The sequence below is a fragment of the Acinetobacter sp. YH01018 genome (assembly GCF_013420295.1).
In the GTDB taxonomy this organism is placed as follows: domain Bacteria; phylum Pseudomonadota; class Gammaproteobacteria; order Pseudomonadales; family Moraxellaceae; genus Acinetobacter.
In genome coordinates this window covers 14,655-40,411 of the sequence record NZ_VOYL01000017.1, presented here as the reverse complement: position 1 = coordinate 40,411, position 25,757 = coordinate 14,655, and the positions used below count along the sequence as shown (strand labels likewise).

23 protein-coding genes are annotated in these 25,757 nt (G+C 42.0%); 16 read left to right on the top strand and 7 right to left on the bottom strand.

The annotated features are described in order from the left end of the window. The first annotated feature begins 238 nt into the window (after positions 1-238). Together FTT83_RS08005 and FTT83_RS08000 are read left to right on the top strand one after the other, a co-directional pair. Complete coding sequence (locus FTT83_RS08005) at positions 239-1,144, top strand: NAD(+) kinase (protein ID WP_180041853.1); 906 nt, start codon at positions 239-241, stop codon at positions 1,142-1,144. Positions 1,145-1,147: 3 nt separating this feature from the next. Then, positions 1,148-1,420, top strand: coding sequence for a YeaC family protein (locus tag FTT83_RS08000; RefSeq protein ID WP_086195677.1), 273 nt, complete (start codon positions 1,148-1,150; stop codon positions 1,418-1,420). A gap of 271 nt (positions 1,421-1,691) precedes the next feature. Here the strand turns inward: FTT83_RS08000 and FTT83_RS07995 are convergent, their stop codons facing one another. Continuing rightward, entirely contained in the window at positions 1,692-2,696 is a 1,005-nt protein-coding gene (locus tag FTT83_RS07995) for a glycosyl transferase family protein (protein WP_180176496.1), read from the bottom strand. A gap of 431 nt (positions 2,697-3,127) precedes the next feature. On the opposite strand from FTT83_RS07995, the gene FTT83_RS07990 reads away from it, so the two are divergent. Further along, positions 3,128-4,474, top strand: a complete 1,347-nt coding sequence (locus FTT83_RS07990) for a dicarboxylate/amino acid:cation symporter (protein ID WP_180041849.1) — start codon at positions 3,128-3,130, stop codon at positions 4,472-4,474. 150 nt (positions 4,475-4,624) lie between these two features. Further along, positions 4,625-5,767: an acyl-CoA dehydrogenase family protein gene (locus FTT83_RS07985; RefSeq protein WP_180041847.1), complete on the top strand. Its 1,143-nt coding sequence runs from the start codon at positions 4,625-4,627 to the stop codon at positions 5,765-5,767. 93 nt (positions 5,768-5,860) lie between these two features. Here FTT83_RS07985 and FTT83_RS07980 read toward each other — a convergent pair whose 3' ends face one another. Beyond that, a complete protein-coding gene (locus FTT83_RS07980) occupies positions 5,861-6,379 on the bottom strand; it encodes a type 1 glutamine amidotransferase domain-containing protein (RefSeq protein WP_086195616.1) in 519 nt (172 codons plus the stop codon). A 759-nt stretch (positions 6,380-7,138) separates the two neighbouring features. Here FTT83_RS07980 and pheA point away from each other — a divergent pair. The 4 genes from pheA (at position 7,139) to FTT83_RS07960 (ending at position 12,167) form a co-directional block, all read left to right on the top strand. Continuing rightward, a complete protein-coding gene (pheA, locus tag FTT83_RS07975; protein ID WP_086195615.1) occupies positions 7,139-8,248 on the top strand; it encodes a prephenate dehydratase in 1,110 nt (369 codons plus the stop codon). Positions 8,249-8,323: 75 nt separating this feature from the next. Next, the gene (hisC, locus tag FTT83_RS07970) at positions 8,324-9,430 is read left to right on the top strand and encodes a histidinol-phosphate transaminase (protein ID WP_180081372.1); all 1,107 of its coding nucleotides are present in this window, start codon (positions 8,324-8,326) and stop codon (positions 9,428-9,430) included. A gap of 3 nt (positions 9,431-9,433) precedes the next feature. Next, a complete protein-coding gene (locus tag FTT83_RS07965; RefSeq protein ID WP_180081373.1) occupies positions 9,434-11,680 on the top strand; it encodes a bifunctional prephenate dehydrogenase/3-phosphoshikimate 1-carboxyvinyltransferase in 2,247 nt (748 codons plus the stop codon). Positions 11,681-11,789: 109 nt separating this feature from the next. Further along, the gene (locus FTT83_RS07960; RefSeq protein WP_180041840.1) at positions 11,790-12,167 is read left to right on the top strand and encodes a hypothetical protein; all 378 of its coding nucleotides are present in this window, start codon (positions 11,790-11,792) and stop codon (positions 12,165-12,167) included. Positions 12,168-12,277: 110 nt separating this feature from the next. Here the strand turns inward: FTT83_RS07960 and FTT83_RS07955 are convergent, their stop codons facing one another. Next, positions 12,278-12,910, bottom strand: a complete 633-nt coding sequence (locus tag FTT83_RS07955) for an alpha/beta hydrolase (protein WP_086195611.1) — start codon at positions 12,908-12,910, stop codon at positions 12,278-12,280. A gap of 124 nt (positions 12,911-13,034) precedes the next feature. On the opposite strand from FTT83_RS07955, the gene yaaA reads away from it, so the two are divergent. The 5 genes from yaaA (at position 13,035) to FTT83_RS07930 (ending at position 17,406) form a co-directional block, all read left to right on the top strand. Continuing rightward, on the top strand, positions 13,035-13,817 hold the full coding sequence (gene yaaA / locus FTT83_RS07950) for a peroxide stress protein YaaA (RefSeq protein ID WP_086195610.1): 783 nt from the start codon (positions 13,035-13,037) through the stop codon (positions 13,815-13,817). Positions 13,818-13,957: 140 nt separating this feature from the next. Further along, on the top strand, positions 13,958-14,191 hold the full coding sequence (locus tag FTT83_RS07945) for a hypothetical protein (protein WP_171263168.1): 234 nt from the start codon (positions 13,958-13,960) through the stop codon (positions 14,189-14,191). A 368-nt stretch (positions 14,192-14,559) separates the two neighbouring features. After that, positions 14,560-15,882, top strand: coding sequence for an NCS2 family permease (locus FTT83_RS07940; RefSeq protein WP_166166715.1), 1,323 nt, complete (start codon positions 14,560-14,562; stop codon positions 15,880-15,882). Between the two features lie 76 nt (positions 15,883-15,958). Further along, the gene (locus FTT83_RS07935; protein WP_086195607.1) at positions 15,959-16,960 is read left to right on the top strand and encodes an adenosine deaminase; all 1,002 of its coding nucleotides are present in this window, start codon (positions 15,959-15,961) and stop codon (positions 16,958-16,960) included. An 86-nt stretch (positions 16,961-17,046) separates the two neighbouring features. Then, entirely contained in the window at positions 17,047-17,406 is a 360-nt protein-coding gene (locus FTT83_RS07930; protein ID WP_218951837.1) for a hypothetical protein, read from the top strand. Positions 17,407-17,484: 78 nt separating this feature from the next. Here the strand turns inward: FTT83_RS07930 and FTT83_RS07925 are convergent, their stop codons facing one another. Continuing rightward, the gene (locus tag FTT83_RS07925) at positions 17,485-18,039 is read right to left on the bottom strand and encodes a cytochrome b (RefSeq protein WP_180176497.1); all 555 of its coding nucleotides are present in this window, start codon (positions 18,037-18,039) and stop codon (positions 17,485-17,487) included. 233 nt (positions 18,040-18,272) lie between these two features. Between FTT83_RS07925 and FTT83_RS07920 the strand changes: the two genes are divergently transcribed. Both FTT83_RS07920 and rnhB read left to right on the top strand, forming a co-directional pair. Continuing rightward, positions 18,273-18,665, top strand: a complete 393-nt coding sequence (locus tag FTT83_RS07920; protein WP_086195604.1) for a hypothetical protein — start codon at positions 18,273-18,275, stop codon at positions 18,663-18,665. 71 nt (positions 18,666-18,736) lie between these two features. Beyond that, a complete protein-coding gene (rnhB, locus tag FTT83_RS07915; protein WP_086195603.1) occupies positions 18,737-19,315 on the top strand; it encodes a ribonuclease HII in 579 nt (192 codons plus the stop codon). A gap of 60 nt (positions 19,316-19,375) precedes the next feature. Here rnhB and csrA read toward each other — a convergent pair whose 3' ends face one another. The 3 genes from csrA to alaS form a co-directional block, all read right to left on the bottom strand. Further along, positions 19,376-19,639 carry a carbon storage regulator CsrA gene (gene csrA / locus FTT83_RS07910; RefSeq protein WP_067723263.1) on the bottom strand — a complete coding sequence of 88 codons (264 nt, stop codon included), beginning with the start codon at positions 19,637-19,639 and terminating at the stop codon, positions 19,376-19,378. Positions 19,640-19,887: 248 nt separating this feature from the next. Beyond that, on the bottom strand, positions 19,888-21,168 hold the full coding sequence (locus FTT83_RS07905; RefSeq protein ID WP_180041824.1) for an aspartate kinase: 1,281 nt from the start codon (positions 21,166-21,168) through the stop codon (positions 19,888-19,890). 65 nt (positions 21,169-21,233) lie between these two features. Beyond that, the gene (alaS, locus tag FTT83_RS07900; RefSeq protein WP_180041822.1) at positions 21,234-23,927 is read right to left on the bottom strand and encodes an alanine--tRNA ligase; all 2,694 of its coding nucleotides are present in this window, start codon (positions 23,925-23,927) and stop codon (positions 21,234-21,236) included. A gap of 431 nt (positions 23,928-24,358) precedes the next feature. On the opposite strand from alaS, the gene FTT83_RS07895 reads away from it, so the two are divergent. Next, positions 24,359-25,387 (top strand): type I glyceraldehyde-3-phosphate dehydrogenase, encoded by a 1,029-nt coding sequence (locus tag FTT83_RS07895; RefSeq protein ID WP_180041820.1) that lies wholly within the window; start codon positions 24,359-24,361, stop codon positions 25,385-25,387. Positions 25,388-25,757 lie beyond the last annotated feature (370 nt).

The window sequence follows — 25,757 nt, the reverse complement described above, 5'->3', positions numbered from 1 at the left end:
TATACCTCTCAGTTATTCTACTTAAAGCAATTTTGTAAACCGGGTGGCTTTTAGCATAAAAAATCAGGTTGATTATGGCTTTAAGTTCATGCAAGGCGAACAGATCTGAATTACTGGCTAAAATCAGGTTTAGTTTTTGAAATCACTGGATGGTCAATGCAATCTGAACTTAAAGCTTTTTAAAATGAACAGGGTTAATGCTATGATAGGCAGGAATCGTAGCGGAGCGATGACCTAGGTGCAAATTTCACATAAAACTTTTCGTAACATTGGACTAATAGGACGTCCAGATAAATCCTCCGTCGTGGAAACTTTAAGTCTTATTCATGACCATCTTTTAAGTTTGGGTTTACATCCTGTTTTTGATTCGGAAACAGCAGCCCTCGTCCCTTATAGCAATACGCAAACGGTAAGCCGCAGTTTACTGGGTGAAGTGGTGGATTTGGTCATTGTGGTCGGTGGTGACGGTTCTTTGCTGCATGCCGCACGAGCCCTGGTCAGACATAATACCCCTGTCATTGGGGTCAACCGTGGGCGTTTGGGCTTTTTAACCGATATCAAGCCGACTGAGGTTATTTTTAAGCTGGATCAGGTGCTTAAAGGCGAATTTCAGCTCGACCGCCGTTTCTTGCTGGAAATGGAAATCCGCTCCAAAGGTGAAAGCATTTATGATGCGATTGCCTTGAATGATGTGGTTTTACATTCCGGCAAGTCGGTTCATATGATTGACTTTGAACTGAATATTGACGGTCAATATGTCTATCGTCAGCATAGTGACGGTTTGATTGTTTCGACGCCTACCGGCTCTACCGCTTATGCACTTTCTGGTGGTGGACCGATTGTCCATCCGAGTATGGATGCCATCTCTTTGGTGCCGATGCACCCGCATACTTTGTCTTCACGCCCGATTGTGGTCGGTGGACATAGTGAAATTAAGATTATCATTCGTGAAAACCGTGTTTTACCGATGGTCAGTGCCGATGGTCAACACAGCGTTTCACTCAGTGTCGGGGATAGTTTGCATATCCGCAAACATCCATTTAAATTGAATTTACTTCATCCACCCGGTTATGATTTTTATATTGCTTGTCGTACCAAGCTGGGCTGGAACCAAGATTTTGACTCTTTACAACAGCAGGATTAAATGATGAATATTGAACAAATGCTGGCCGTACTCGATCCTGAAATTGTTGCGCGTTTAAAGACAGCAGTGGAAATTGGTAAATGGCCGAATGGCGTAGCACTTACTCAAGAGCAGCGTCAAATCTGTATGCAAGCGGTTTATGCTTGGGAAATAAAAAATTTACCTGAGACTGAACGCAGTGGCTATATTGACCGCGGTACCAAAGAAGAAGATGAACACTGCGATTCACATGACCCGCAGCAAGACGAAGAATTCAAGCCGATTCGTTTTGTTTAAATATTTATTTGTAATAAAAAAGACACTGCGGTGTCTTTTTTATATTTTAATTTTTTGAAAGGCGCGATTGTATCTTCCCGATAAACCTCAATTTATAGAAGCTCATTCTGTTACTTTGGATAAGCCCAAAGTAACCAAAGGCATTGCCATTCGCAAAACTCGATTAATAGTGTCATGGGATGAATGTTTCGCAGAACCATTTTTATCAAATGAAGTCCTGCCTCGAACAGTTGCGAATGGCTTTGTCACGTATCCAATACTCTGCATCAAATTAGATTTTAGACTTACGATTTAGCCATAGCTCTTTTGCTTTTAATATCGCCTCTTCATAAGAAGCACAAGCTCCCATCGTGTATAAAGCAATTGCCATGGTTTCAGTGACAGCAATTTCGCCATATTCATGATCTTGCTTGCCTTCCCAAACCGCTTTAAAAACTGCTAAATCCAGTTCTTCTTCAACAGGACTACGGTTTTCAGTTAATTTCGGTAATTCATGTTCGTACAGCTCGCCATTTTTAATCCCACAGATTAAGGTTTTAGCATCCGGATTCCGTTCAAATTCACCACCTTCGCCTTTAATCACTGCACTATTTTGATAGCCCAGTTTAAATGCGGCCTGCTGGTGTGAAGTACGATAAGCCGGATGGAAAATAGCCTGCACTGTAGCTTTGGCATTAAAAGGATTAATTAAACGGGCTAAAGTATGAATAGGTGAGCGCAAGCCCATCACATTACGTAAAGAAATTAGATCGCTCAAAATAGGTGAAATTGCTGCTAAGGGCATATAAGCAAAATTGCGTTGTTGCAACTGCTGTTCCACCTCGCTGTCATTCTGGCAAATTGGATAACCAAGATATTCCAGAACCTGTTCGGTATAAAGGCGGTTAATGGTATGTCCAGAGGCGCCATGCATCACGACTTTATAGTCGTGTTGTGCCAGGGTCAGCGCTGCCAATAAGAACCAGGGATAATGTTTGCGTTTGCCAGCATAAGATGACCAGTCCAAATCCACATCTAAAGCTTTGAAACTGAGCTGATCACGGGTGGCTTGTACAAAACCGGCCAGTTCATCGACAGACTCTTCTTTAACACGCAGTAGCATGAGGAAAGCCCCCAGTTGAACATCCAAAACCTCATTTTTTAGGATCATGGTGAATGCCTGATAGGCTTCGTCAAAAGTCAGCGAACGGGCACCGTTTTTTCCTTTGCCTATAATACGGACATATTGTGCGAAAGGATGTTCAGCATCTTTGTAGATATTTCTTTTGGTTTGCATAAGGAGTATTTCTTGGCAAAGGAAAATAGGATGGATAATAGTTTATAAAGATAAGGTAAATATTTCAGCCTAATTTAAATAAAAGTAACTTTAGTTATTTCGACTAATGTCTAATGAGTAGCGATGGTATTTTAAACAAACTTAACAATATAGACCGCATCAACAAATAAAAATTAGGTAAAATTTAACATTAGGTAAAATTATGTAGATTTGCTTATCAGCATGTGTGACCGAATAGGTGGATTTTTTATAAATTCAATTCATTCATGATGATAAGTTTATGATTTTTTTATATCCCAGTATTTGAGCTTACTCAATACTTTTTGTATGTTCTTTTGTGATGAATACAAAAGGATTAAAGGCTGTGTATTCGTAAGAATAGGCAAAAACTGAATATTTCTAGTGCTGGAAATATCTAAAGAAGTAATGTTATGGCTAAAAAACCAATTTATAAGTCACTGTATTTTCAGGTGATTGTTGCCATCATTTTAGGTGTTATTGTTGGGCATTTTTACCCAAGTTCATCTGTAATCGTTGACGGCGTTAAGCAAAGTGTTCCAGGCTTGGGCGAGCAATTAAAACCATTAGGTGATGCTTTCATTAAGCTCATTAAAATGATTATTGCACCGGTGATTTTCTGTACTGTGGTTAGTGGTATCGCAGGTATGGAAAGCATGAAATCTGTGGGTAAAACCGGTGGTATCGCGCTGCTTTATTTTGAGGTTGTCTCAACACTGGCATTAATTATCGGTTTGCTGGTGATCAATATTGCAAAACCGGGTGTAGGGATGAACATTGATCCTGCATCTTTAGATACTTCAGGTATCGCCAAGTATGTGGAATCCGGTGCTTCACAATCGACCGTTGATTTCTTTATGAACATCATCCCGAATACGGTGGTGGGTGCCTTTGCCGAAGGTGAAATTCTTCAAGTCCTTTTATTTGCATTGCTGTTTGGTTTTGCATTACATAAATTGGGTGATGCAGGTAAACCGGTCCTTAAATTCATCGATCAAATTTCGCATGTATTCTTCAATATCGTAAACATGATCATGAAACTTGCGCCTATCGGTGCGTTCGGTGCGATGGCATTTACGATTGGTAAATATGGTATTGGTTCACTTGCTCAGTTAGCTCAACTCATCATCTGTTTCTATATTACCTGTTTGCTGTTTATCTTCATTGTATTGGGCAGTATCGCGCGTTTCAGCGGTTTCAGTATTGTGAAATTGATTCGTATGATTCGTGAAGAACTCCTGATTGTCCTGGGTACATCATCTTCTGAATCCGTACTTCCACGCATGTTGAAAAAACTGGAAATTGTCGGGTGTGAAAAGTCAGTTGTGGGTCTGGTGATTCCTACCGGTTATTCATTTAACCTGGATGGTACTTCAATCTATTTAACCATGGCTGCAATCTTCATTGCACAGGCAACTAATACTCAGCTTGATTTAGCACATGAAATTACACTTTTAGCGGTGTTGTTGATCTCTTCTAAAGGTGCGGCAGGTGTAACAGGTTCTGGTTTTATTGTCATGGCGGCAACATTGTCTGCTGTAGGAAATATCCCTGTAGCAGGTCTTGCATTGATTCTGGGTATTGACCGTTTCATGTCTGAAGCACGTGCCTTGACGAATCTTGTGGGTAACTCATTGGCGACCATTGTCGTTGCAAAATGGGTCGATCAATTAGATACAGTTAAATTAAATGAAGCATTAAACAATCCTGAAATGGTTGACCAAAAAATGCAAGAAGAAGAGACTCAAGCACACGCTTAATCGATGCAGATTTAAAAAGGAAGCTACGGCTTCCTTTTTTATTGACCCTAAGGTCATAAAATATAAAGCCTATACGGCATGACAGATATCTATAAAGTAGATAGCATGAGAAAGGGACAGAACTACAACAACTCAATATAAGGATGCTGTATGTTGGCTTATGATGCTGATTTAGAATTATTCCGCGACAATTTCAAACGCTTTATGAATGAGCATATTGCTCCACATTATGAACAATGGGAACAGGAAGGCATTATGCCGCGTTCAGTCTGGAACTTGCTGGGTGAAAACGGTTTCCTGTGCGTGGATGTTCCTGAAGAATATGGCGGTTATGACGTGCCAACCCATTATTCACTGATGCTGGTAGAAGAATCTGCACGTGCCGGATTTAGCGCACTATCCACCGGTATTTCCTGCCACTCTGAAATAGCAGCACCTTATATTTTGCATATTGGGACAGAAGAACAAAAGCAGTACTGGTTACCCAAAATGGTGACGGGTGAAGTGGTAGGGGCGATTGGCATGACGGAGCCGGGTGCCGGTTCCGATTTGCAGGCCATGCGTACCAATGCCATCCTGCAGGAAGATCACTATCTGCTCAATGGTTCCAAAACTTTTATCTCGAATGGTCAACATGCTGACCTTGTGGTACTGGCGGCTAAAACTGATCCGCAAGCCCGGGCAAAAGGCGTGTCTTTATTGCTTTTAGATACACACCTGGAAGGTTTTAAAAAGGGCACCAACCTCAACAAGATTGGTTTGCATTCACAAGATACTTCAGAACTGTTCTTCGATAATATCAAGGTGCCTAAAGATCAGCTGCTGGGTCAGCCAGGACAAGGTTTTGCCTATTTAATGCAGGAATTACCACGTGAGCGCACCGCGATTGCTGCAACAGCCATTGGTGCTATTCGTGGTTCAATTGATGTCACCATTGCTTATGTCAAAGAACGACAAGCCTTTGGTCAGCCAATTAGCCAGTTCCAGAATACCCGTTTTGTTTTGGCTCAGGCGAAAATTGAGGAACAGGCGACTGCTGCTTTTTATAACCAGAACGTTGAGTTATATATGCAGGGTAAACTGGATGTGGAAACGGCAGCAGCTTTAAAAAGTTTCGCAACCGACATGCAGATGAAAATAGCGGATAAGCTGTTACAGCTGTTTGGTGGCTATGGCTATATGACAGAATATCCAATTTCACGTTTCTTTGTGGATGCCCGTATTCAGCGAATTTACGGCGGAACCAATGAAATTATGAAAGAGATTGTAGCACGTAGCTTATTGGGGCGTTAATTCATGAATAAGACGCTACAATAAAAAAAGAGCTGAATAAATAGAGAGGCACCCTAAAAGCTGGACACCAGGTCTGACTTTGCAGGGTGCTTTTTATTGATTCAAAACCATTAAGCTTTCTTCTATAAACGCAGGTAAATCATCAGGAGAGCGTGATGAGATATACAGATTATTATCGTTGACCACACCAACATCATAATAGACTGCGCCGGCATTAATCAGATCCTTGGCAACCGTTTTAATGGTGGTCATTAAGCGGCCTTTGACGACTTTGGCTGTAATCAGTAACTGCGGACCATAACAAATGCTCAAAATGGGTTTTTCTGCATGGGCAAATTTACGCACAAAATCCACGAAGCGGTCATCGCCACGGAGCCGGTCTGGAGAATAACCGCCAGGAATGAGCAAAGCATCAAAATCATGCACGGTGACATCATCTATACTTTGGTCAATGGTGACGGCTGATTTTCGCTTATGACCATAGACAATATTGCCTGCTTTGTTTTCAATATTTAAAATACTATGCCGTGCTGCACGAAAGGCTTGCACAGGTTCAGAATATTCGACATCTTCAAAATCATGGGTCACTAGCACGGCGATTCTTTTGGACATTATTTTTCTCCGAATTGCTTTGTTCACAGACTATAAATTAAACATTAAACTTTTGTGATGGAGTTTGGTAAAGGACTCTTGCATCTGTAAAATATCTGTAAGTTTACCTGGGTGAGTGTTTTCAAGCATTTGTAAATATTAAAAAATTAAACTAAAAACTTTTGTTTCTACATGTGTCAAATGGTCAGCATGCAAAATTTTTCCGATGATTGATTTTGTTAATTATTTCAAAATGGCTGTGGATTTTTTGACTTTGTATGCGGTCAGATGGGCGTGATTGCGTTTTGTGATGTTATTCATTGCGAGATGAAAAGCTATCCTAGCTATCCAGGTTTGAAGTGACTCCTGAATGTGTTGATCTACAATACCGATCACTGTTGCTTGCAGAACTTGAAGATATTCGACCAGAATCGCTTAATCGAATCTTTGAAAATAAGGAAAATGGCTAAAAATAATTCAGTATTAAGTGTTTTTAACGATGAGCTTATTTGCAAATACCAATAAATTTATTTAGTGAAATGACATAAAATTGCGAGCCAGATTGCTGAATTACAGATGTATAGCCGTGGTGTCTTTTTTAGCGAATTGGCAAAAGCTCAGCAATTTAAAATACTCCGGGCAAAAACATCAGCAATAAAATTGCTGATTAAATCAACTGTATGTTTTTAAGACTGAATCAATCAAAGTCTTATTGCGTAACATTTGAAAGCTAACTATTGTTATACTGTTTGCATAACGTTTTTGAAGGGCAACATAACAATGATCAACGACGATCAAAACACATCGACTTCTCTTGATCTGGCTCAAATCCGTCAGGATATTGATTCTGTAGACCAACAGATTCAACAGCTTATCAATAAAAGAGCAAAACTGGCTGAAGCTGTCGCAAAAGCAAAATTTGCTGCTGAAGAGAATCCATTGTTTTACCGTCCTGAACGTGAAGCACAAGTTTTACGTAATGTTATGCAGCGTAATGAAGGCCCGTTGTCTGACGTCACCATGGCGCGTTTATTCCGTGAAATCATGTCTGCGTGTCTGGCACTGGAAGCACCACAAAGTATTGCATTTCTAGGGCCTGTGGGTACTTATACCCATTCAGCAGTACTGAAACATTTTGGTCAGGATGCCATTGTCCGTCCACTGCCTACCATTGATGAAGTGTTCCGTGAAGTCGAAGCGGGTAGTGCGCATTATGGTCTGGTGCCGGTCGAAAACTCATCTGAAGGCGTGGTGAACCATACTTTAGACTGTTTTAAATCTTCACACTTAAACGTGATTGGTGAAGTGGAACTGCGTATTCATCACCAGTTCCTGGTGTCATCGAATACCCGTAAAGACAGCATTAAACAGATTTATGCCCATCAGCAAACCTTGGCACAATGTCGTAAATGGTTAGATGCCCATTATCCAGGCGTGGAACGTGTTGCCTTAAGTTCTAATGCCGAAGCGGCACGCCGTATTCGCAATGAATGGCATTCCGCAGCGATTGCGTCAGAAGTGGCTGCCAATATTTATGACCTGGAAATCCTGCACAGCAATATTGAAGATAATCCGGAAAATACCACTCGTTTCTTGGTAATTGGTCGTGAAAAAGTACCGCCAAGTGGCAATGATAAAACTTCATTATTAATTTCAGCGCATGACCGTGCCGGTGCATTACTGGAAATTCTGGCACCCTTTGCCAAACACAACATCAGTCTAACCAGTATTGAAACCCGTCCTGCATTGCCTGAAAAATGGGCCTATGTATTCTTTATTGATCTGGAAGGCCATATCGAGCAAGAAAATGTCAAAGCGGCAATTGAAGAAATTCGTCCTTTGGTCAAAGAAGTTCGCGTATTGGGTTCATATCCGATCGCAGTTTTATAAATCACTCTGGTGATCGGCTTGATTTTTTAATTTTAGGCTGATTCCTTTTATCACTTGAAATAGCGGAAGAGTAACATGTCGTTTGTCCCTGCCAATGAAGGCATCTCAAAGTTAAAGCCTTATCAACCAGGTAAACCTATTAGTGAACTTGAGCGTGAGTTAGGGATTACTGATATTGTCAAATTAGCCTCAAACGAAAATCCGTTGGGCTGTTCTGATAAAGTCAAACAGGCTGTAGCAGCTGAACTGGCAGAAATTGGTCGCTATCCGGATGGTGGCGGTTTTATCTTGAAAGACCAGATTCAGGCACAATTTGGTGTAACTGCTGACCGTATTACTTTAGGTAATGGGTCAAACGACTTGCTGGAAATGTTTGCCCGCGCATTCGTTTCAGAGAAAGACTCGGTAATTTATAGCCAGCATGCTTTTGCCGTATATGCTTTGGTGACTCAAGCGATTAATGCAGAAGCGATTGAAGTGCCGGCCAAAGGTTTTGCTCACGATCTGGATGCCATGGCAGCAGCAATTAAAGACAATACCAAACTGATCTTTATTGCCAATCCAAATAACCCGACGGGAACCTGGTTTGAAGAAGCCGAATTTGAAGCTTTCATGCAAAAAGTTCCGGGAAATGTCATTGTTGTTCTGGACGAAGCTTATGTGGAATATTTCCCGGAAAACTTCAACAGCCTGAAATTTCTGGAGCAGTATCCAAACCTGATTGTCAGCCGTACCTTGTCTAAATGTTATGGTCTGGCTGCACTGCGTGTTGGTTTTGCCTTGGCATCGCCAGAAGTAACAGATTACCTGAACCGTATTCGTCAGCCATTTAACGTCAATCATCTTGCCATGGTTGCTGCGGTTGCTGCACTCAAGGATGAAGACTTTATCGAGCAATCGCGTGAAGTGAACAAGGCGGGTATGGCACAGCTCGAAGCTGGTTTTAAAGCTTTGGGGCTGAACTATGTACCTTCTCGTGCCAACTTTATTTTGGTCGATGTACAGGCTGATCCAGCACAAACGTTCAATGCCTTGTTAAAAGAAGGCGTAATTGTACGTCCTGTGGGTATTGCAAATCATCTGCGTGTATCGATTGGTACTGAAGCGGAAAATGCCAAATTCCTGACAGCACTGGCGAAAGTACTCGATTTAGCTCCTGATGCGGTAGAGGAAAAAGCCTAAGCCATGTCTCAGCCACTGTTTGAAAAAGTTGCCTTTATTGGACTTGGGCTGATTGGCTCAAGTCTGGCTCGTGTCATCATTGCTGAAAAACTGGCAAAGCAAATTGTTGCCTCAACGCGTTCGCAAAAAACGTTGGATGATGCAAAAGCGCTTGGACTGATTCAAGAGGGCTATAGCAATCCCGTAGATGCGGTGCAAGGTGCAGATCTGGTGGTTTTGGCTTTACCTGTGCGGGCAACGCAAAAGGTGTTAGAAACCATCAAGCCTTATCTGTCAGAGAACACCATCATTACCGATGTGGGCAGTACCAAAGGCAATGTGGTGGATGCAGCCAAAGCCGTATATGGTGAAAACCTGCCGGCAGGTTTTGTTCCGGGTCATCCGATTGCGGGTGCGGAACATACTGGCGTGCATGCAGGTAAGGTTGATTTGTTTGCCAATCATAAAGTCATTTTGACGCCATTACCAAGCAGTGCTGACTGGGCTGTGGATAAACTGGTTCAACTGTGGCAAGCTGCCAAGGCAGAAGTGATTTGTATGGATGTGGACAAGCACGATGAAGTGCTGGCCCATACCAGTCATCTTCCGCATTTAATGGCCTTTAACCTGGTTGAGCAACTGGCCAACCGGGAAGATAATCTGGATATTTTTCGTTATGCCGCTGGGGGCTTTCGTGATTTTTCCCGAATCGCGGCGAGTGACCCGCAAATGTGGCATGACATCTTTTTTGCCAATAAAAAAGCAATTTTAAATGCAGTGGATGGCTTTGAGCAGCAACTGGCTCAAATTCGCAAACTCATTGAAGATGAAAATTCCAAGGCATTGATTGGACTGTTGGAGCATGCACAAGCTGCGCGACAACACTTCAATCATATGCTCGCTAAAAAACCTTTGATGGAGAACGATAACGTGACACAACAATTTACCATTTTGCCGGGTGATAAGACATTTAAAGGTAAATTTACCGTGCCAGGTGACAAATCTGTGTCACACCGCTCCATCATGTTTGGTGCGATTGCTGAAGGAACCACACATGTTAGCGGGTTCCTTGAAGGTGAAGATGCATTGGCAACACTTCAAGCATTCCGTGATATGGGCGTGAGTATTGAAGGGCCTAAAAATGGTGACGTGACTATTCATGGCGTAGGTATGCATGGCCTAAAATCCCCTGCAAGTGCCTTATACATGGGCAACTCGGGTACTTCCATGCGCCTGCTTTCCGGTATGCTCTGTGCACAGAAGTTTGATTCAGTCATGACTGGTGATGCATCCTTGTCAAAGCGTCCAATGGAACGTATTGCTAAACCGTTACGTGAAATGGGAGCACAGATTCAGACTACAGGTGAGCGTGGTACACCGCCCGTTTCCATTACCGGCAATCAAAAGCTTAAAGGTATTCATTACGACTTACCAATGGCTTCGGCTCAGGTGAAATCAGGGATTTTACTGGCGGGCCTTTGGGCAGAAGGGGAAACATCGGTGACTGAACCGGAACCGACCCGTGACCATTCCGAACGTATGCTGCGTGCCTTTGGTTATGAAGTAAAAACTGAGGGTAACCGTATTTCCCTGCAAGGTGGCGGTAAATTGGTCGGTACTGATATTCAGGTTCCATCTGATATTTCATCCGCTGCATTCTTTATGGTGGGTGCTGCCATTACTGAAGGTTCCGATGTCACTTTGGAAGCGGTAGGGATTAACCCGACCCGTACCGGTGTCATTGAAATCCTGAAACAGATGGGTGCAGATTTGACTGTTGAAAACGAACGTATCGCAGGCGGTGAACCGATTGCAGACATTCGTATTCGCGGCACGCGCACCTTAAAAGGTATTCATATGCCGGAAGATCAGGTGCCATTGGCCATTGATGAATTCCCAGCTTTATTTATTGCTGCAGCTTGTGCTGAAGGTCAAACCATTTTGACTGGTGCTGCCGAGCTTCGGGTAAAAGAATCTGACCGTATTCAGGTAATGGCAGATGGCTTGCAGACTATGGGCATTGACTGTACGCCAACCGATGATGGCATCATCATTGAAGGTAAGGGCAAGTCTGGTGACTGGTCTGCAATTTTCACAGGTGGTGAAATTGAATCGCATCATGACCACCGTATTGCCATGAGTTTTTCCATGGCGGGCTTGCGTACTTCCGGCGAAATTAAAATTATTGGCACCGAAACTGTAGCAACCAGTTTCCCAACTTTCACTGAGTTGGCCAATCAAGCTGGTTTAGCCATTCAAGTCAGTGAATAATTAGTCTAATTTTGTATATTTGTTAAACAACAGCCAAGCTTTCGCTTGGCTGTTTTGTTTTTATTGCTTATGCTAAAACCATACAACAATAATGTCTTTGGATACACAGATGAGAAAATTAGAATTTACTGCAAACTGTGAAAAGCATAATCATGTGTCACAGCAAACGAATGACTGCCATGTGACTCAGGAATATGTTGCAGATTTATTGTCTAAAGAACTCGGTCAATACGGTTTCCAGACCTTGTCGCAAAGTGGTGATCAGGTTGCGGTAAGTGTAGACAATCAATCTTTGCCATTATCTGTCACCTGCCAGAGTCGTGATGCAGAAGGGCACCTGGTCTGCGAGATTACTTCTTACCCAGCTGAAGATCAGGACTGGCTAGATCGTATTACGGAACAAAGTTTATTGAATCAATTGGCCCAAGCAGTAGAAAATACCTTAAAAGAAGACGAATCTTTTAGTGGTTTTACATGGAAAGGTTAAATATTTATTTTGACCCCATGAGTAAACCAAGAGGAGGGCTTAGCCTCCTCTTTTTATTTGCAGCCATGTATAAACCATATATAAAATAGATGCTCTATACTGCTGTCAGCTTATTCGTCTACAAGAAAGCGGGAGATAGCAACGCGTAATTGCTTTAAATATCCAGTAAAGAAATGATTTGCACCGGGTAAGATGGTGAGTAAATGGCGTTGCGGTTTGGCCCATTCAATTAAGTCGGACAACAAGGTTACTTCGTCAGCTTCACCATGCAGGAACAGAATATCACCTTTAATGTGTGGTGTAACATAATGACGTACACCTGCAACTGTTGCAGTCGGTAGTCCACATAAAATCAATTGTTTGGGTTTAATTTCATCGGGCAATACATGAAAACACTTTGCCATGACATGGGCACCAAAACTAAAGCCTGCTGCATAAAAAGGCAAATTGATATGCTTACAGCGAATCTGTTGAATAATTTCTAGAATATCATCCGTTTCGCCATGGCCTTTATCGTGCTCACCCGTACTTTGGCCAGAGCCTCGGAAACTTGGACGATAGACAATACAGCTGCGTTCAAGAAACATCTGAGCAAGCAGAACTGGAACTTTATGCTGCGGAGTGCCGCCTTGTAGGGGGTGAGGATGACATACCAGCGCAAATCCTTTCACTTCACCCTGTGGATAATCAACAAAAACTTCCAGTTGACCTGCAGGACCTTGAATGAAAATTTGCTCGGACATGTAATAACCGACTCATGACAGAAGAGAGGGCTATTTTAGCGTTAAGACCCAGTAAAAACACAGATTGGCAATAAGACAATGCTACTGTTATAGTCTGTTTAATTGTTTTTTGACCAGGTTATTCATGCTCGCCTTAATTTCTCCAGCCAAGACTTTAGATTACGAATCTGCACTTCCAACCGATGCACATACACTGCCAAGATTACTAGAACATTCACAAGAACTTGTAAATGTGAGTCGTAAGCTTTCTGCAGCAGATATCGCCAATTTAATGAGCGTGAGTGAAAAAATTGCCAAGTTGAATGTCGAGCGTTTTAATGATTGGCAGCCAGAGCTGAGCTTTTCTAATGCGCGTCAGGCTTTATTTGCCTTTAAAGGGGATGTGTATACCGGACTGGATGCTTATGCGCTGAATGATCAGCATATTGCCTATGCACAGCAGCATTTGCGTATGTTGTCTGGACTGTATGGTTTGTTGCGTCCTCTAGATTTAATGATGCCCTATCGCCTAGAAATGGGAACCAAGCTCAAAAATCCACGTGGTCATCATCTTTATGATTTTTGGGACAATATCATTACTGATTTGATTAACCAGGATTTAGCCGAGGTGCACTCAGAACTATTGGTGAATCTTGCTTCGGATGAATATTATAAATCGGTCAAACCAGGCAAAATTAAAGCCGAGATCATTAAGCCGGTTTTTCTGGATCAGAAAAACGGCAAATATAAGGTGATTAGCTTCTATGCAAAAAAAGCACGCGGATTAATGGCACGTTTTATCATTGAAAATCAAGCAGAACGTGCTGAGGACTTAAAATCATTTAATCTGGATGGTTACTATTTTGATGCAGAGAGTTCGCTACAAGGTGAGCTGGTCTTTAAACGCGACGAGCAGCAAGCTGCTTAAATGAGAGTAACAAGGTAAAAATCCCGATAAATTTCGGGATTTTTATTGCGAAAAAATAAACAGGATTTTGAAATATTTTATCATTATATTTTAATTCATGTTTGTTAACATCATGATGAATTGTTGAACAATAAAATTTTATGATGAAAAGATTATTAGTTCCAACCTTTATTTTTGCAGTGGTTTTACTGGGGTACGGGGTTTATCGCGACAGTCAAATGAAAAAAAGACAGGAAATGGATCAACTGATTCAGGATGCGCATCAATCTTTGAAGGCTGTAGAAGCAAATCCAAATAATAGGGTGGTAGAGCAGAGTGAAACTTCGGATCCCCATTTTGCAGCGCCCTTGCATGTGAAATCCAGCAAGTTTTAACGCCTGGGTTTTTACTATATGTTTTAAATATATTGTTAAGTTATTTAAATTTAATTAAAAATAAATTTTAGAAACAATAAAAAGCATTGTGTTATAATTTACCAAGATCTGAATTCTTATATTTACATTGTAAGTGTTTGACTTTCTATCTCAGGAGGCTGCATAAAAGTTATGCGGCTTTTTTGTTTATGGTTTTTGTTATCCGGTTGTTTTGTCGTCTACGAAACATTGTAGAAAATATTTGTTTTTAATGAAAATATTGGCATATTGATTGCTTGGACATCTATAAACTTAATGGTGATTTGAGAAACGGATCATTAATTTTATAGCGTGCTGATAGCATAAAGTTTACTTACAGGGGTAAAGTCATGACGACTCCTAATCCATCTTCAGAGAATATGCTAGAACGCTTATTTAAGCTCAGTGAAAACAAAACCAGTTTTCGCACAGAAGTTCTTGCAGGTGTAACCACTTTCTTAACCATGTGTTACATCATTATTGTCAATCCAATGATTTTATCCGAAACTGGGATGGATCATGGGGCTGTTTTTGTTGCAACCTGTCTTGCAGCTGCAATTGGCTGTCTGGTGATGGGGCTTGTTGCAAATTATCCGATCGCGCTTGCACCGGGTATGGGGCTGAATGCCTACTTTACCTATTCGGTGTGTATGGGCATGGGGATACCTTGGCAAACGGCACTGGCTGCCGTGTTTGTTTCAGGGCTGGTGTTTATTGCCATCAGTATGTTTAAAATCCGTGAAGCGATTGTCAATGCCATTCCTATGTCGCTGAAATTTGCGATTGGCGGCGGCATTGGCTTGTTCCTTGCACTGATTGCATTAAAAAATTCAGGCATTATTGTCGATAATCCGGCTACCCTTGTAGGCTTGGGTGACTTGAAACAACCGACAGTATTGCTGACCTTGCTGGGTTTCCTGATGATTGTGGTGATGCATCACTTTAAAGTCCGTGGTGCCATCATTATCAGTATCCTGGTGATTACCGCGATTGCTACAGCAATGGGGCTGAACGAATTTAAAGGTGTTGTAGGAGCCATTCCATCGATTGCTCCAACCTTCCTGCAAATGGATTTTGAAGGCCTGTTCACGGCCAGTCTAGTTGGGGTCATCTTTGTATTTTTCCTGGTGGATTTATTTGACTCGACGGGTACCTTGGTGGGGGTTTCACATCGTGCCGGCCTGTTAAAAGATGGCAAATTACCACGTTTGAAAAAAGCACTCTTTGCTGACTCGACTGCGATTGTAGCGGGTGCAGCATTGGGTACTTCCTCTACAACACCTTATATTGAATCGTCTGCGGGGGTTGCTGCAGGTGGTCGTACAGGTTTGACCGCTGTGGTTGTTGCCGTGTTGTTTGTGCTGTGCTTATTCCTGGCTCCTTTGGCGCAATCGGTTCCAGGTTTTGCTACTGCACCTGCATTATTATTTGTAGGTGTGTTAATGATTCAAGGGATCGTCAACATTGAATGGGATGATATCACTGAAGCCGTTCCTGCATTTTTAACCATCGTATGCATGCCATTTACCTATTCAATTGCCGACGGTATTGCAATGGGCTTTATTAGCTACGCATTAATCAAGCTGCTGACTGGGCAAGCGAAAACTGTACCTTATATGGTCTGGATTGTTGCGGCTCTTTGGGCATTGAAATTTGCTGTATTTGGCGGCTAATTCACCCCATTCAGAATAGGGTGTAAACTCGGTTTGCACCCTTTTTTATTTTTGAAAAATTTTATAAGGATAAGATATGAATCAACTTGAGCTTATTCAAGCCATGCCAAAGGCAGAGTTACACGTCCATATTGAAGGGACTTTTGAGCCTGAGCTGATGTTCGCGATTGCTCAACGCAATCATATTGATATTCCGTATAAATCTGTTGAGGAAGTAAAACAGGCGTATAACTTCCATAATCTACAGTCATTTTTAGACATCTATTATGCGGGTGCCAATGTCCTGATTCATGAACAGGACTTCTATGATCTGGCCTGGGCATATTTTGAAAAATGCGCTGCAGATAAAGTTGTGCATACTGAAATGTTCTTCGATCCGCAAACCCATACCGATCGTGGTATTACTTTTGCAACGGTGATTAAGGGTTTAAAACGTGCCTGTGATGATGCGCAAAGCAAATTAGGCATTAGCTCGCATTTAATTATGTGTTTCTTGCGTCATTTAAGTGAAGAAGCGGCATTTGAAACTTTAGAACAGGCTATGCCGTTTAAAGATCAAATCATTGCTGTCGGTCTGGATTCAAGCGAAGTGGGGCATCCACCATCTAAGTTTGAACGGGTATTTGCCAAAGCGCGTGAAGCAGGCTTTTTAGTGGTGGCACATGCAGGCGAGGAGGGGCCGGCAGAATATGTATGGGAAGCTTTGGATTTGCTTAAAGTGAACCGAGTGGATCATGGTGTACGTTCTGAAGAAGATCCGAAACTGATGCAGCGTTTGATTGCAGATAAAATGCCTTTAACCGTGTGTCCTTTAAGTAATTTAAAACTCTGTGTGGTTGATGATATGGCGCAGCATAATATCCGCCGTTTACTGCAACATGGCCTACATGTGACGGTCAATTCAGATGATCCATCCTATTTTGGTGGTTATATGAATGATAATTTCATTGCAATTACAAAAGCTTTAGACCTGTCAAATGATGAGCTAAAGCAATTGGCGAAAAATTCGTTTGAAGCTTCATTTATCTCTGATGCTGAAAAGCAAAAATTGTCACAACAGATTGATTCTTTGGTGTAATCCATTCCTTTGAAAAATGCTTTTGGATTGGGCAGATTGATATATTGATCTGCTCAATCATTACTGGTTAAAAATTAGGTTTTATTTTGAAAAAGAGTCTATGCTGGATAGCTGCTATTGCTTTGTTGGTTGGTTCTGTATCAGTTTTTGCGACCGATAAAAATTCTACTTTAACCCAGAAAATGTTGAAACCAGTGATTGAACAAGGCTGTAAAAGTGAGTTGAATGCTTCAAAAGTGTGGCAATCCGCAGCTTTGTTCATGAGTTCAGAGCGGCAATCAACCGTACAAAAACAAATCTGTGGTTGTGTGGGTGAACATGCCTTGCAGGACGTTTCGGTCAAAGAGTTAGCTATGGCATCGATGAGTGAATCTGCAAAAAATAGCCTGATTAAACAAGCGGTGGTGAACAGTGTTAAAGGTTGTGCTCAGGACGCTCTGCAATAACTTATCACTATAAATTGAATTATAAAAAAGCCGCATCAGTGTCACACTAGTGCGGCTTTTTTATAGCGACAAAATTTATTATTTTGCTTGTCGGGTCATGCTGCGCAAGATGTTATCTTTATCGATGAAATGATGTTTTAATGCTGCGGCAATATGACCAATGACAAGTAAGCCTGCAAACCAGGATAAATAAATGTGTACAGGTTTTACGGTGGCTAAAAGGTTGGGATTATCCTGGACCAAACGTGGAATTTCGAATAAATACAAAACGGGTGCCGGATGTCCTGCACTCCAGCTAAATAAGCAGCCGGTAATCGGTAAAGCCAGTAACATGAGATATAAAGCTAAATGTCCCAGATGTGCCAAGACTTTCATCAAAGGTGACATGCTGTCGGGTAGTGCTGGAACAGGGTGGGTATAGCGCCAAAATATACGAATCAGGACCAGAAAGATAATGGTGGTGGCGATGTTCTTATGTAGAGTAATGACCTGACCTTTAAAGCTTCCATCGATCTCATAACTTAGAAAATTTCCGCTATAAAAACCAATACACCATGCTGCAATAAAAATAGCAGCCATGAGCCAATGCAGCATTTGTGCCGTACGCGTATAGTATTGTGAGGTATTTTTCATGTTATACCCATGTATCCATATGTCATTTTCAAGTCTGGGTATGCTAATCAAAAAGCTCATATTTAAAAATGATGGATATGGAACGAAGCGTGTGCTTCTTGCAACACTGAAAAGGATGCCGTTTTTTTAAGCAGATTATCCGGATGTGGAAAATTCAACTGAAATATAGATTTCTTCCTTGGGAAAGTTTCGGCAAAATATGCCCAACAGATTTTATAACTCAGGATAATACTGTGAAAAAATTAATCGCTGTGCTTGCACCTTTAACTTTAGCGCTTACTGCATGTGTATCAACTGGCACAACTACAGGTACAACTGGTGCAACAGGTACTCAATCGGCAACTCAACAACTCGGTATGGCTGCAATTAAAATTGCAATTAATGCCAAATGTACCACCGAGCTGAATACTATTCCAGCATGGCAAAATGCAACCAAGTTAATGACTGCAACTCAAAAGCAAAATATTCAGACTGAAATCTGTGGTTGTGTCAGTGAAAAAGCACCACAAAATGTAACTGCAGTTGATTTGGCGACAGCTGCAATTGATCCGGCTGCACGTAATACCATTGTTTCAAATGCAGTGACTAAAACCATTAATGCTTGTGTTGCTGAAGCCATGAACTAATAGAACTTTAATTCATGTTAAAATTAAAGAGGTTGATGTGATTCAGCCTTTTTTTTGTAGGTACAGTATTAATGAAAATTGCCGGTGTAGATGAAGCGGGGCGTGGCCCCTTGGTGGGTTCGGTGGTAGCGGCAGCAGTTATTTTAGATCCCAATAATCCGATTGAAGGCTTGAATGATTCTAAAAAACTCAGCGAAAAAAAGCGTGAAAAATTATTTGTAGAAATACAAGAGAAAGCCTTGGCTTGGGCCATTGCTGAAGCTAGCCATGAAGAAATAGACCAGATCAATATTCTACAAGCCTCTTTATTGGCTATGCGCCGTGCTGTAGAAGCTTTGCATCTTCAGCCGGAACATGTGCTGGTTGATGGCAATAAAGTTCCGCAAGGCTTAACCATGAGCTGTGATGCGGTGGTCGGCGGGGATGCGCTGCATGCAGAAATTTCAGCAGCCAGTATTCTGGCAAAAGTGACCCGTGACCGGGAGATGGTGGTGCTGGATCGGCAATATCCACATTTTGGCTTTGCCAAACATAAAGGTTACCCAACCAAAGCCCATTTTGAAGCGATTGCTGAGCATGGCGTGATTGATCAACATCGCCGTAGTTATGCACCGGTTAAAAATGCATTGGCCTTGCTGGGACAAAAATAAGCAGCAGATAAATTTAAAGCGGCCATATAGCCGCTTTATATTAGAACAACCTTTAACGGTTTAACGGTTAAAGTCGTTCTGGGTATTTTGTGGGAAATTATCTTCTTCAAAAGAAGGCTGATAATCCTGATCCAGGTGTTGCAGATGTTCATGCATAGCGCGTTCATGTTGAATTCGTTGGTAGATTTCTTCACGATGAACAGATACTTCTTTTGGAGCATTTACGCCAATACGAACCTGATTACCTTTTACGCCAAGCACAGTTACACTGACTTGATCCCCAATCATTAATGTTTCACCGACACGTCGGGTTAGAATCAGCATGTTTATCTCCTTGCAAAACGCTAAACGTGCAATTGATTTTAAAATTTAAAAAGACACAACCTTAATATTATAGAAATATTATCAAAACAATCTGTCAAGAATTTGACTAAAATAATTCTGTTAATATTTTCAAAATCCTCAGTTACAAATATAACAGAGCCACTATAAAAAAAACTATAGTGGCTCTGTTCTTTTTGTAGTATTTCGCAAATTTTGTTCAACAAGGACTAAATTTGTTACTCTACATATTAAGCGCGTGCGCTTGATTCGCCAGATTCACGGTCTAAACCGAAAGCTGTGTGAAGCGTGCGCACGGCAAGCTCTAAATAATTTTCTTCAATGATCACTGAGATTTTAATTTCCGAAGTTGAGATCATTAAAATGTTAATGCCTTCTTCAGCTAGAGCAGTAAACATTTTGCTTGCTACGCCTGCATGAGAGCGCATACCCACACCTACGATAGAAACTTTTACGATGTCTGAACGGGTCGCAACTTCACGAGCACCAATTTCTTTTGCAGTTTGTTCCAGAATTGCTTTTGCTTTATTGAACTCACCACGGTTGACTGTGAACGTGAAGTCAGTGGTACCGTCTTCTTCCACATTCTGAATGATCATGTCAACTTCGATATTCGCTGCACCAATTGGCGCCAGGATTTTGGATGCAATGCCAGGCAGGTCAGGCACGCCCAAGATAGTCAATTTTGCTTCGTCACGGTTAAACGCGATACCAGAGATAATTGGCTGTTCCATGTTGTCTTCCAATTCAGTAGTAATAAGAGTTCCGACGTTGTTTTTGAAGTCTTCGTCAAATGCGCCATCATCGTCGTTATCGAAGCTTGATAATACGCGTAAAGGTACTTGGTATTTGCCAGCAAATTCAACTGAACGGATTTGCAGGACTTTCGAACCAAGTGATGCCATTTCCAGCATTTCTTCAAAAGAAATACGATCAACTTTTTTCGCTTTTGGTGCAACGCGTGGGTCAGTGGTATAAACGCCATCTACGTCTGTATAAATCTGACATTCATCTGCTTTAAGTGCAGCTGCAAGTGCCACGCCAGAGGTATCTGAACCACCACGACCTAAAGTTGTTGTATTGCCCAATTCATCAAAGCCCTGGAAACCGGCAACCACAAGTACGCGGCCTGCATCTAGGTTTTCAGTTAATACATCAGTATCAATAGATTCAATGCGGGCTTTGTTGAATGCGCTGTCGGTTTTAATGCCAACCTGGCGGCCAGTAAGTGATTTTGCTTCTACTCCAATTGAGTTGAGCGCCATCGCTAACATAGAAATCGTAACCTGTTCACCCGTAGAGACCATCTGGTCTAATTCGCGTGGATCAGGGGTTTCGGTAATGGCCTTCGCTAAAGCAAGCAGGCGATTGGTTTCGCCACTCATTGCTGATACCACAACCACAACCTTGTGGCCGTGGTCATGCCAGCGCTTTACACGACGAGCAACATTTAAGATGCGCTCGGGAGTACCCATAGAGGTACCGCCATATTTTTGAACGATTAATGCCATAGTTGTTCCATATAAACCATGACCCTGATTTTCCGATCAGGATCAGTTACACAAAAGGTGAAGTTTTATTTTGCTTCAAGCCAAGCAGTCAAATCTGCCATCACTGTTGCAAACTTCTCGTTAAGTGGCGCGCCACCTTGTGCCAAGTCAGGTTTACCACCACCTTTACCACCGAGCTCGGTTGCCAGGTGTTTGATGATGTCACCTGCTTTAATAGAAGCAGTAAAGTCTTTTGCTACAGAAGCGAGAAGGCTGACTTTATCACCTTCTACAGCAGCAAGTACAATCACTGCATGATCTAATTTAGATTTTACACCGTCGTGCAGGTTGCGAAGCGATTTCGCATCCATGTTTTGTACAGTAGTAATCAATGTTTGACGACCAGCCACAGTTTGAACTTGGCTTAAAAGTTCAGCTGCCTGGAAGTTCGCCAATTTCTGATTGAGTTGTTCAATCTGCTTTTGCAGACTGGATGCTGTATCTGCCAGCGCTTCAACTTTCTCGATGGTTTGTTCTTTTTGCGCTTTTAACAGACCATTGATGGTGTTGATATCACGGTCGGCTTTTTGAACCACTTCAACCGCTTTTGTGCCAGTCACCGCTTCAATACGACGTACACCTGCCGCTACACCACCTTCAGATGTGATTTTAAACAGACCGATATCACCGGTACGTTTGACGTGAATACCGCCACACAGTTCGATCGAGAAGTTTTTCTCATCGATAATTGAACCCATGGAAAGTACACGTACTTCGTCACCATATTTTTCACCAAACAGCATCATCGCGCCTTTTTCTTTGGCAGATTCGATGTCAAGAAGTTCAGTTGAAACGGTAGTGTTGGCGATAATTTCACGGTTTACAATGCGTTCAACTTCCTGCAGCTGTTCGAATGAAACAGGTTGGTCATTGGCAAAGTCAAAACGTAAAATGTCAGATGCAACCAATGAACCTTTTTGCTGTACATGTGAACCCAACACTTGGCGAAGGGCAGCATGTAGCAGGTGGGTTGCAGAGTGGTTGCGTGATGTTGCTTCACGGATGTCTGCTTTAACAATCGCTTCAACAGATTGAGCAGCTTTTAAGCTACCCATGGTCACAATACCTTGGTGTACGAATGCACCACCAGATTTTTTGGTATCCTGAACTTCGAAAATACCGGTATCGTTTTTGAAGATACCTGTATCACCAATCTGACCGCCGCTTTCTGCATAGAAAGGGGTTTGGTTTAATACGATGAGCGCTTCGTCGCCTTCTACAACTTCATCAACCTGTTCGCCATCTTTATAGATCGCAACAATTTGGCCTTGAGCTTGAGTGGCTTCATAACCTTCGAACTGGGTTTCACCTTCAACTTTTACAATACTGTTGTAGTCGATGGCGAATTTACCTGCGTCACGCGCACGTTGACGTTGTGCAGCCATCTCTTTTTCAAAGCCGGCTTCATCAATGGTCAAGTCGCGTTCGCGTGCAATATCAGCTGTTAAATCAGTCGGGAAGCCATAAGTATCATAGAGTTTGAATACTGTTGCGCCTGGAATCACAGAACCTTTAAGTTGAGCCAATTCACCTTCAAGCAATTTCAAACCTTGCTCTAAAGTTTTCGCAAATTGTTCTTCTTCTTTCAGCAGTTGCGCTTCGATGCGTGCTTGGTTGGCTGCAAGTTCAGGATATGCAGCACCCATGACTTCGATTAATGGCTGAAGCATTTTGTGGAAGAATGAACCGGTCGCACCCAGTTTGTTACCGTGACGCACAGCACGACGGATAATACGACGCAGTACATAACCACGGCCTTCATTCGAAGGGTTTACACCGTCAGCAATAAGGAAGCAGCATGAACGTGCATGGTCAGCCACCACTTTAAGGGAAGCAGGGTAGTCAACTGGCTTACCTTCAGTTTGTGCTTTGGCTTCAAGTTCGGACGTGTCTAAACCGATAATTTCAGCCGCAGCTTTTAACAAGTGCTGGAACAGGTCGATTTCGTAGTTTGAGTTTACATGTTGTAAAACTGCGGAAATACGTTCCAGGCCCATACCTGTATCTACAGATGGTGCTGGAAGAGGATGCAGTACGCCATCAGCAGTACGGTTGAACTGCATGAATACGTTGTTCCAGATCTCGATGAAACGGTCGCCATCTTCTTCAGGTGTGCCGGGTAAGCCACCCCAGATGTGGTCGCCATGGTCAAAGAAGATTTCAGAACAAGGACCACAAGGACCTGTATCACCCATTGCCCAGAAGTTATCCGATGCGTATTGACCGCCTTTGTTATCGCCAATACGGATGATGCGAGATGCATCTAAGCCAATTTCTTTGTTCCAGATGTCGAAGGCTTCGTCATCGGTATGATAAACAGTGGCATAGAGTTTGTCTTTTGGTAAGCCTAGCCATTGCTCATTAGTCAAAAAATCCCAGGCAAATTTGATCGCATCACGTTTAAAGTAATCACCAAAAGAGAAGTTACCTAGCATTTCAAAGAAGGTGTGGTGACGTGCAGTGTAGCCCACGTTGTCCAAGTCGTTGTGTTTACCACCGGCACGGACACATTTTTGTGAAGATGTTGCGCGAACATAGTCACGTTTTTCAAGACCCAGGAAGCAGTCTTTAAACTGGTTCATCCCAGCGTTGGTGAACAATAATGTTGGGTCGTTGGCAGGAACCAGAGAACTCGACGCGACACGTGTATGCCCTTGCGATTCAAAATAGCTTAAAAAAGCTTCGCGAATTTCAGCTGATGTCATAAAACGAGTACTCACAACCAAGTCACTCCATAAATCTTGTATTTGGCTAATAGCACGTCAAGCAAGTCTTACCTTTATAAAGCTGGCTTGAGATACTGGCTTAAAATTTTAAAACGCTAAAGTATAACGGAAAAAGCGGCATGCACCAATCACTTTAAGGCGAATTAATCACAATTCTATTTAAGCGGTATTAGGTTTCATGCACTGAATTAATCAGCCAAATTCTGCTTTATGCATAAGATATCAAGTAAGTGAAAAGTGAAGTAAATATTTTAAGGCAATCTGGTCTGAATAAAATTTGCGACAAAATAAGCTTAGAAGCAGCAGGCTGAACCCTTTGTTGCGAGATATTTTATAAATACAGCAGCAGAAATGGTATCGGTATCTGGTTAAAATCCATTAACATAGAGCGGTGTTTACATCTACCCAAGAGTTAAGGATATCTGATGCAACGAGTAGCCATTAATGGTTTCGGGCGAATTGGTCGCAATGTATTACGGGCTTGGTTTGAAAATCCTAAGGATTTTCATTTTGATATCGTGGCGATTAACGATGTTGCAGATGTAGAAACACTGGTGCATTTGTTTAAATATGACACCACCCATGGTCGCTTCAAAGGCAAGGTCGAAGTGCTTTTGCAGGATGAACAGATTTTTTTGCATATTTCTGCAGGTCTGGCGCAATTAAAGGTACAGGTTTTTAGCCAGCAACAGCCTGAACGCTTGCCTTGGAATAAGTTAAATATTGATGTGGTGCTGGAATGTACCGGTTTATTCCGTTCACGTGCAGCAGCCACAGGACATGTTACTGCAGGGGCGAAGCGGGTCATTATTGGTGCTGCACCCTTTGACACGGTGGATGCCGCCATTGTGTATGGGGTAAACCATCACGAAGTCAAAGCTACGGACCGGATTATTTCCAGTGTATCCTGCACCACACAAGCCTTGGTACCTTTAGTTAAAATCATAGATGATGCTTTTGGCATTGATACAGCACTGATGACAGAAATCCATGCAGTGACGGCAGATCAGTCAGTACTGGATCATGCTCACCGCGATTTACGCCGTGCCCGTGCTTCAGGACACAATATTATTCCGACCACATCTTCGGCCCTAGGGGCCTTAAAACGGGTCATGCCGAAAATGGCAGAGCGCATAGATGGTTATTCCATACGCGTACCGACCATTAATGTGGCTGCTATTGACCTTACTTTTGTTGCGCAGTCGCATGTCACAGCACATAAAATTAATGAAATCCTGATCAAGTCGGCACATCAGGATTATGCGGAAATTATGGATGTTACTGATGAACCTTTGGTTTCATCAGACTTTAACCATTCGCCTTATTCATTGATTGTGGATTTGAGCCAAACTATGGTGGTGGGTCATCAGGCTAAAGTTTTTGCCTGGTATGATAATGAGTGGGGTTATGCAAATCGCTTGCTGGACCTGTGTGAATCTTTTACTCATAAATAGCGAACCTTATTTAAAGAAAAGAGTGCAAGATGGATTTTCCATCTTGCTGCTTTTGAAAGGCATGGAGTTTTATGGCGTATGGGGGTAAATAATGAGACCTGTAACTCAATTATTATCAATTTGTTCGAATGGTTTATTAATTCTTGAGTAAAGATGTTGGCTTCAGTAGGATGGATAGACTGCTAGGAAATGCTCTATGGACAGTGGCAGTGGATAATCGACCCAGAAAAATGCTTATAATAAATATTCTCTAGCTAGACAGAGTTAATTTTACAGTCACTTTTTAATTGTTATACGAAAATTATAAGTCTTTTTAATTTAATCACCTCGATTCATGATAATAATAAGTCAGGAATCAATAACATGAGCA

Excerpts from the sequence above, each read along its gene's own strand:
- yaaA (WP_086195610.1), top strand. The coding sequence starts at position 13,035 with ATGCTCGCCTTAATTTCTCCAGCCAAGACTTTAGATTACGAATCTGCA.
- FTT83_RS07965 (WP_180081373.1), top strand. The coding sequence starts at position 9,434 with ATGTCTCAGCCACTGTTTGAAAAAGTTGCCTTTATTGGACTTGGGCTG.
- FTT83_RS07955 (WP_086195611.1), bottom strand. The coding sequence starts at position 12,910 with ATGTCCGAGCAAATTTTCATTCAAGGTCCTGCAGGTCAACTGGAAGTT.
- FTT83_RS07935 (WP_086195607.1), top strand. The coding sequence starts at position 15,959 with ATGAATCAACTTGAGCTTATTCAAGCCATGCCAAAGGCAGAGTTACAC.
- FTT83_RS07925 (WP_180176497.1), bottom strand. The coding sequence starts at position 18,039 with ATGAAAAATACCTCACAATACTATACGCGTACGGCACAAATGCTGCAT.
- pheA (WP_086195615.1), top strand. The coding sequence starts at position 7,139 with ATGATCAACGACGATCAAAACACATCGACTTCTCTTGATCTGGCTCAA.
- csrA (WP_067723263.1), bottom strand. The coding sequence starts at position 19,639 with ATGCTGATTCTAACCCGACGTGTCGGTGAAACATTAATGATTGGGGAT.
- FTT83_RS07940 (WP_166166715.1), top strand. The coding sequence starts at position 14,560 with ATGACGACTCCTAATCCATCTTCAGAGAATATGCTAGAACGCTTATTT.
- FTT83_RS07945 (WP_171263168.1), top strand. The coding sequence starts at position 13,958 with ATGATGAAAAGATTATTAGTTCCAACCTTTATTTTTGCAGTGGTTTTA.
- FTT83_RS08000 (WP_086195677.1), top strand. The coding sequence starts at position 1,148 with ATGAATATTGAACAAATGCTGGCCGTACTCGATCCTGAAATTGTTGCG.
- FTT83_RS07995 (WP_180176496.1), bottom strand. The coding sequence starts at position 2,696 with ATGCAAACCAAAAGAAATATCTACAAAGATGCTGAACATCCTTTCGCA.
- FTT83_RS07905 (WP_180041824.1), bottom strand. The coding sequence starts at position 21,168 with ATGGCATTAATCGTTCAAAAATATGGCGGTACCTCTATGGGTACTCCC.
- FTT83_RS07960 (WP_180041840.1), top strand. The coding sequence starts at position 11,790 with ATGAGAAAATTAGAATTTACTGCAAACTGTGAAAAGCATAATCATGTG.
- FTT83_RS07985 (WP_180041847.1), top strand. The coding sequence starts at position 4,625 with ATGTTGGCTTATGATGCTGATTTAGAATTATTCCGCGACAATTTCAAA.
- hisC (WP_180081372.1), top strand. The coding sequence starts at position 8,324 with ATGTCGTTTGTCCCTGCCAATGAAGGCATCTCAAAGTTAAAGCCTTAT.
- FTT83_RS07980 (WP_086195616.1), bottom strand. The coding sequence starts at position 6,379 with ATGTCCAAAAGAATCGCCGTGCTAGTGACCCATGATTTTGAAGATGTC.
- FTT83_RS07990 (WP_180041849.1), top strand. The coding sequence starts at position 3,128 with ATGGCTAAAAAACCAATTTATAAGTCACTGTATTTTCAGGTGATTGTT.
- rnhB (WP_086195603.1), top strand. The coding sequence starts at position 18,737 with ATGAAAATTGCCGGTGTAGATGAAGCGGGGCGTGGCCCCTTGGTGGGT.
- FTT83_RS07895 (WP_180041820.1), top strand. The coding sequence starts at position 24,359 with ATGCAACGAGTAGCCATTAATGGTTTCGGGCGAATTGGTCGCAATGTA.